Origin of the sequence: Herbiconiux sp. (assembly GCF_023264855.1) — a bacterium.
Classification (GTDB): domain Bacteria; phylum Actinomycetota; class Actinomycetes; order Actinomycetales; family Microbacteriaceae; genus Herbiconiux.
In genome coordinates this window covers 49,282-55,281 of record NZ_JAHFUW010000027.1, presented here as the reverse complement: position 1 = coordinate 55,281, position 6,000 = coordinate 49,282, and the positions used below count along the sequence as shown (strand labels likewise).

Genomic DNA, 6,000 nt, shown 5'->3' with positions numbered 1-6,000 from the left:
ACCCACCACGGGTTCGATGGTCGAGGTCATCGCGGTCATTCCGTGACGATGAACATCGATGCCGGGTCGGAGGGCTCCTCGGTGAGGAAGCCGGCCTCCACCAGCAGCGGGAAGATCGCGCTCCAGGTGGCCACGTCGGTCTCGGAGACGATCTTCTGGTCGTCGGGCATGTCGGCGAGGTTCAGGATCTGCGAGACCAGTTCGAGCTGCTCCACCGGGATGCCGGTCTCCTCGCTGGCGACGCTCAGCACCGAGTCGGGATCGTCCTGGAACTGCTTCCAGACATCTCCGGTGGCCTTCACGATCAGGTCGATGACCTCGGGATTGGCCTCGGCGAACTCGTTGCTGGCGATGAACCCTCCGCTCAGCACGGCCGGGTCGCCGAACGCCTCCTCGAACGCGGTCTGAACGTTGTAGACCGGGCGGAACCCGGCCTCGATCAGCGGCGCCGTGGCGGGGGCCTCGATGAAGGCGGCGTCGGCCCGGCCGAGGGTCAGCTCCTGCGCGGCGGCATCCGTCTCCGTCAGCTCGAAGTAGTCCTGGATGGTCTCGCCGGTGCTGGCGAGCACGGCGGCCTGCTCGGCGCCGAAGCGGGTGGCCAGCGGCGGGATGGCGACCTTCTTGCCCTTGAGATCCTCGATCGACTGGATGTCGGAGTCCCCGGCCACGTAGAGCTCGGAGCCCGGGGTCCAGCGGGCCATCGGATAGAAGAACTGGGTGTCGATGCCGTACTGGTCTTTGATCCGCGGCTGGAACGAGGGCACCGTCGTGACGATGTCGATGTCGCCGCGGCCGAAGCTCGGCACCAGGGTCGTGGCATCCAGCACCGTGAAGTCGATGTCGTAGCCGGAGCCGGCGAAGATCTCGTCGCTCTTGGCGGCGAGATAGGCGTAGAGCGGGTGGAACGGGATGTCGATGCCGACCGTGATGGACTGCGTCTCGCCGGAGGCGTCGCTCGTGGACTCGGTGTCGGCGGTCGACGACGTGGCACAGCCCGTCAGTCCGACGGCGAGGGCGGTGGCCAGCACTGCGGCCGAGGCGGCCAGTCTGCGGATTCTCATGGTGCGTCCTTTGGTTCGTCGTGCTGCGAATGGAACGGGTGAGGTGATGCGGATGGGGCGGATCGGGTCGGGCGGGCGGTTCGGGTCGGGCGGGCGGTTCGGGTCAGGCCGATGCGGGTACGAGATCGAGGAACATCCACCGCATGCCGGGGGCGAGGCCCGCGAGCATCTGCCCGCAGCCCTGCAGCACTCCCGGGCCGCTCGTCACGTGCTGGGTGCCGGCGTTCATGTCGCGGAAGTAGCGCTGCAGGGTGCCCGATCGCAGCGCCGCGGTGCCGGCCCACTTGTAGACGGTCATCGTGACCTCGTGGGCCATCCAGGTGGCGTTGTTCAGGGCGAGGCGGATCAGCGTCTCCTGCTCGGTGCTGAGCGGGAGGCCGGCATCGAGGGTGGCCTCGTTGTCGGCCCAGACCTCCAGCAACCAGGCGCGGGCGGAGCGGGCCTTCGCCTCGGCCTGGGCGAACTCGGCGGAGAACTGGGCGGAGTCGACGGTGGCGCCGCGGGAGCCCGTCTTCTGCCGGGCGAGCGCGGCCATCTCGTCGAGCATCCGCCGTGCCACGCCCAGCGCCCAGCCGGCGTGGCCGAGGCCGGAGAGGTTCACGATGCCGATGCGGTAGAGCGAGCCGCCGGTGCGCGGCTCCATCGTGGCGGCCGGCCAGACGTGCTCGGCCGGGATGAACACGTCGTCGAGGTCGTAGTCGATGCTGCCGGTGGCCCTCAGCCCCATCACGTCCCAGTTGTCCATCGGCGTGGAGGCCGCGACAGGCACCGTGATCATCAGCGACTCCCCGGTCTCGCGCACGATCGCCGCGGTCTGCAGGCGGCTGGCGTGGGGCATCCCCGAGGCGAACGACCACGAGCCCGACAGGCGATACCCGCCCTCCACCGGCACCGCGATGCCGGGCTTGGTGCCCTGGCCGGCGTGCAGCGGGAAGTCGTCGGCGTAGAGCGCGCGCGCCGCCTCGGGGTCGAGGTAGGCGGCGGTGCTGCCGGTCTCCATCTGCAGCGCCATGGTGACCCAGGCGGTGGAAGCGTCGGCCCGGGCGATCGTTTCGACGGCCCGGATGACCTGGCTCGGCGAGAACTCGTAGCCGCCGAGTTCGAGGGGAACGGTCATCCCGTAGACGCCGGTGGCGGCGAGCGCCCGCTCGACCTCCGTGGTGAGCCGGCCGTCGACGTCGTTCTGGGCGCCGCTCTCGGCGATCAGCGGGAGGATCGCGTCGATGCGCTCCATCAGGGGCTCGAAGTCGTCGCTGACGTGGAGCGTGCTGCGGGGTGCGGTGCGGACCGGCATGGCGGCTCTCTCTCGTTCGGTGGCACGGGCGGGGCGGCGGAGCAGGCGGTGCTGTGGAGCAGACGGTGCTGGCGGAGCGGGCGGTGCGTGGAACGGGTCGAGCGGTGGAGCGGGTCGAGCGGTGGAGCGGGTCGAGCGGTGGAGCGGGTCGAGCGGTGGAGCGGATGCTGCGGCGGAGCCGATGGGCCGGGCGGATCAGGGCTGTGCGGCCAGCCAGTCGATGACGGGGCGCACGGTGTCGTCGGAGTTCTGCTCGAGCATCAGTCCGTGGCCGTTGCCGTGGATGCCGAGGTCGGGCAGGTGCACCCGCTCGGCGTTCGCACCTGCGTGACCGAGGAACGCGACCACCTCGGGTGCGACGGACGAGAACGGCGAGCTGCCGCCGGTGAAGACCGCCACGCGGAGGCCCGCGAGCGCCGCGATCGTGCGTTCGGCGGCCGGTGCGGCGACCACGGCGTCGGATGTCTCGTACGCCGCGTCGTAGGCGATCGGCGCCGTCGTGAGGCCCCAGGTGAGCGTGCCGAGGCCGGGGAACTCGGCGAACGCCGGCCCCATCGGCTCGATGGCGGCGATCGCCTTGACGAGCCCGGGCCGCAGGGTCGCGGTGAGCCAGCCCGAAGGCCCGCCCGCCGAGTGCGTCACCAGCACGGCGGGGCCGGTGAGGTCCAGCAGCGTGGCCAGCCGGTCGGCGTCGAGCTCTTGGCTCAGGCCGAGATCGGCGGGCAGCGGACCCACCGAGGCGATCAGCTGATCCATCTCGGGGTCGCCGGGAGCCGATCCCCAGGGCCAGGCGGTGTGCGGCTCGTCCGTGGCCGACTCGATGAACAGGCCGGCGGCGGGCTCGTAGCCGAACTGCGGCCCCATCGCGCCGATCACGTCGGGGTGGAAGGCGGAGCGGCCGTGTCCGGGGCGGTCGATCACGTAGACCGCGAAGCCGGCCTCCACGAAGCGGCGGGCCCAGCCGGTGCGGCCGTCGACGGTGCCGAGCCAGTCGGTGCCCTGCGCTCCCCCGCCGTGCACGAAGATCACGGGATACCGGCGGGTGACGACCTCGGGCGCCTCCCAGTACACGTACATGGGGCCGCTCTGCACGGTGATGCCGACCTGCTTGACGTCGCCGGGGATCCAGAACTGACCGCTGCGCACCGTGGCGGCGGCCATGTCGGGGCGCTCGTGGGGCGCCGTTCGAGCATCCGGAGCGGTCGAGCGATCCATGCGGAATCCGTTCGGCGTCGTCGTTGCGGGACAGGAACGCGAGCCCGGCCGGAGGACGATCGTCGCCAACCTAGATCTCGCTTGTCGACGACACTACAGCCGAGGAATACCCGCTCGAGGCACGGGCTTGTTAAGCGTTTGTTACAGTTGCGTTTCTGTCGTCACGGACTGGTGACAGAGCGGTAGGCCGCACTCAGCCGACGAGCGTGGACCCGATGTGGATGTCGACGGCGAGCGCCTTCGCGATGGTCGAGTTGCGGGAGACCCGCTGCGCGAGCTGCCCGAACTCAGTCGCGCTCATTCCCGGCACATCCGCTCGCAGCTCGATGTCGATCGACTGCAGGATGCCCGAGCTGTTGTCGAACACCTCCATGGTGACCGAGACCCGGGTGCCGATGGCGCGGGGCTCGTAGCCGGCCGCCGTGATCAGCGTGTTGAGGCTCATCGCCGCGCAGGCCGCCTGGGCGCAGGCCACCATCTCTTCAGGACTCGATCCCTCGGCGAGGGTGCGGCCGTCGAACGAGAAGTCGGCGTCGATGACGCCGCTGCCGCCCACCAGGCGCCCGTACGGGGTGCCCCCGTCGGCATTCCAGTCGAACGAGCCCGTGCGGGTGATGTTCTCCGAGAGGGGCTCTTCGTCGACGAGGTCGCCGACACTGAGTCCGTAGGCGCGGGCCAGCGCCACCAGCGCCGGGAGCGAGGGCTGACGCTCGCCGAGTTCGAGCCGGGACACGTAGGCCTTCGAGAGGTCGGTGGCAGCGGCCAGGCGGGAGAGCGACCACTCGCGCTGGGCGCGCAGGGCGCGCAACTTGGCGGCGAAGCGATCCGTCACGGGCTCCCCGGTGAGCGCAGTCGCCTGCTCGAGTGTGTCGTCGTGCTGCATGAGCACCTCCGCGCCGTGGACGAATCGGCGACAAGGCGGATCGACCTTGGCGACGATGAGGAAACACAACTGTAACACCCGCGGAATCACGCCTCTTGTAGCGTCTCGAACGCGCAGTGTATGTTCGTCGACAAGCTCGATCCGGGCTGGCGACGCTCCGTCTCCGATCCCGGTGGACCAGCCATCCGATCCACCAGAAGGAGACACCATGCCGGTCATCAACGCCACCGTGGTCGCGGGTACCTACGACGCCGCCGAGAAGGGCGAGCTCATCGCGGGCTTCACGAACGCGGTCGTCGCCGTGAAGGGCGAGGGCGTTCGGCCGTTCGTCACCGTGCTGCTGAACGAGGTCGAGAGCGGCGACTGGGGCGGCGGCGGCGACCGCATCACCACCGAGCTGGTGCTCGGCGCCATCGCCGCGGGGAACGAGGCCGCGGGCGAACCCGCATCCGCCATCGCGCCGGCCGAGAAGGTCACCGCCGATGTCTGACGCGGCGTTCGCCGTCGGAACGCCGCTGGCGATGCCGTTCGGGCACATCCTCGACGGCGAGTCCGTCGGCCCCGCCCGCACCGTCGTCGGAGATCTGGTCACCATCAAGGTGCCCTCCTCGTCGACCGGCAACCTCTTCTGCGCCTTCGAAGAGCTCACGCCGCCGAACGGCGGGCCTCCCCCGCACCACCACCCGCAGGCTGAACTGTTCTACGTGCTCACGGGCGAGGTGCAGTTCATGCACGTCACCGACGACGGCCCGGAGATCGTGACCGGCGGCCCCGGCTCGATCGCCTCGATCCCCGGATCCGTGGTGCACACCTTCAAGAACGTGGGCCTCACGCAGTCGAAGGTGTTCGTGGTCTCGACGCCGGGCGGCCTCGACAACTTCTTCGAGGACATCGGCGACGTCACCGACCTCTGGTATGCCCCGGGTATGGCGGGCCCGCCCGACATGGACCGCATCCTCGCCGCCTCGAACAAGTGGGGCGTGCACTTCGTGGATCCGGCCTGACCCGGGGTCGACGCCTGGCCCGCGCGGAGGCTCCCGGCTAGGCGAACGTGCGATCGGCGAACATCGCGGCCCAGGCCAGCCCCGCGGCCACGATGGCGATCAGCACGATCAAGGCCCCCATGCCCCAGCGCTTGAGCTTCTCGGCGCGCGGATCGGGGTAGTAGCGGCTGCTGCGTCGCCTTGAGCGACGTCTCGACGTCGAAGGCATGTGCCCACGGTAGACCCGCCGTGGGACCGGCACGTTTCGAACACGTGAACGGATGCTCGGCACTCGCCGAGCGAGCCCGCTCGGCATACGAAGAGGGCCCCGCTCGCGTGAGCGGGGCCCTCTTCTGCTGGGAGTGGTGCACCCCCTCGGACTTGAACCGAGAACCCACTGATACGGAGTTCATGTTTCGAGGAAGTTGGAGAAGCTCCAATCGGATCGAACATCCGCGCCACGTCACAGATGTGAGTTCGGAATAGGTCGGGCAGGGTCCGTTCTCCTCTGAGTCAAAGTACCGAATAGGTACCGGATCTGGGTGGCCTGGCAGGCAACCGCCT

General features: G+C 69.7%; 7 protein-coding genes. 2 read left to right on the top strand and 5 right to left on the bottom strand.

Annotation, left to right across the window (positions count from 1 at the left end; genetic code table 11):
- Positions 1-35: 35 nt before the first annotated feature.
- From Q0D75_RS12225 to Q0D75_RS12210, 4 genes are all read right to left on the bottom strand, one after another.
- A complete protein-coding gene (locus Q0D75_RS12225) occupies positions 36-1,061 on the bottom strand; it encodes a PhnD/SsuA/transferrin family substrate-binding protein (RefSeq protein ID WP_291053777.1) in 1,026 nt (341 codons plus the stop codon).
- Positions 1,062-1,164: 103 nt separating this feature from the next.
- The gene (locus tag Q0D75_RS12220) at positions 1,165-2,355 is read right to left on the bottom strand and encodes an acyl-CoA dehydrogenase family protein (protein WP_291053775.1); all 1,191 of its coding nucleotides are present in this window, start codon (positions 2,353-2,355) and stop codon (positions 1,165-1,167) included.
- A gap of 195 nt (positions 2,356-2,550) precedes the next feature.
- Positions 2,551-3,570 carry an alpha/beta fold hydrolase gene (locus tag Q0D75_RS12215; RefSeq protein ID WP_291053773.1) on the bottom strand — a complete coding sequence of 340 codons (1,020 nt, stop codon included), beginning with the start codon at positions 3,568-3,570 and terminating at the stop codon, positions 2,551-2,553.
- A gap of 193 nt (positions 3,571-3,763) precedes the next feature.
- Entirely contained in the window at positions 3,764-4,453 is a 690-nt protein-coding gene (locus Q0D75_RS12210) for a helix-turn-helix domain-containing protein (RefSeq protein WP_291053771.1), read from the bottom strand.
- 208 nt (positions 4,454-4,661) lie between these two features.
- Between Q0D75_RS12210 and Q0D75_RS12205 the strand changes: the two genes are divergently transcribed.
- Positions 4,662-4,943 (top strand): tautomerase family protein, encoded by a 282-nt coding sequence (locus Q0D75_RS12205; RefSeq protein WP_291053769.1) that lies wholly within the window; start codon positions 4,662-4,664, stop codon positions 4,941-4,943.
- The gene (locus tag Q0D75_RS12200) at positions 4,936-5,457 is read left to right on the top strand and encodes a cupin domain-containing protein (protein ID WP_291053767.1); all 522 of its coding nucleotides are present in this window, start codon (positions 4,936-4,938) and stop codon (positions 5,455-5,457) included. The genes Q0D75_RS12205 and Q0D75_RS12200 overlap by 8 nt, the downstream gene beginning before the upstream one ends.
- A gap of 37 nt (positions 5,458-5,494) precedes the next feature.
- On the opposite strand, the gene Q0D75_RS12195 is transcribed toward Q0D75_RS12200, so the two are convergent.
- On the bottom strand, positions 5,495-5,665 hold the full coding sequence (locus tag Q0D75_RS12195; RefSeq protein WP_291053765.1) for a hypothetical protein: 171 nt from the start codon (positions 5,663-5,665) through the stop codon (positions 5,495-5,497).
- Between the last annotated feature and the right edge of the window lie 335 nt (positions 5,666-6,000).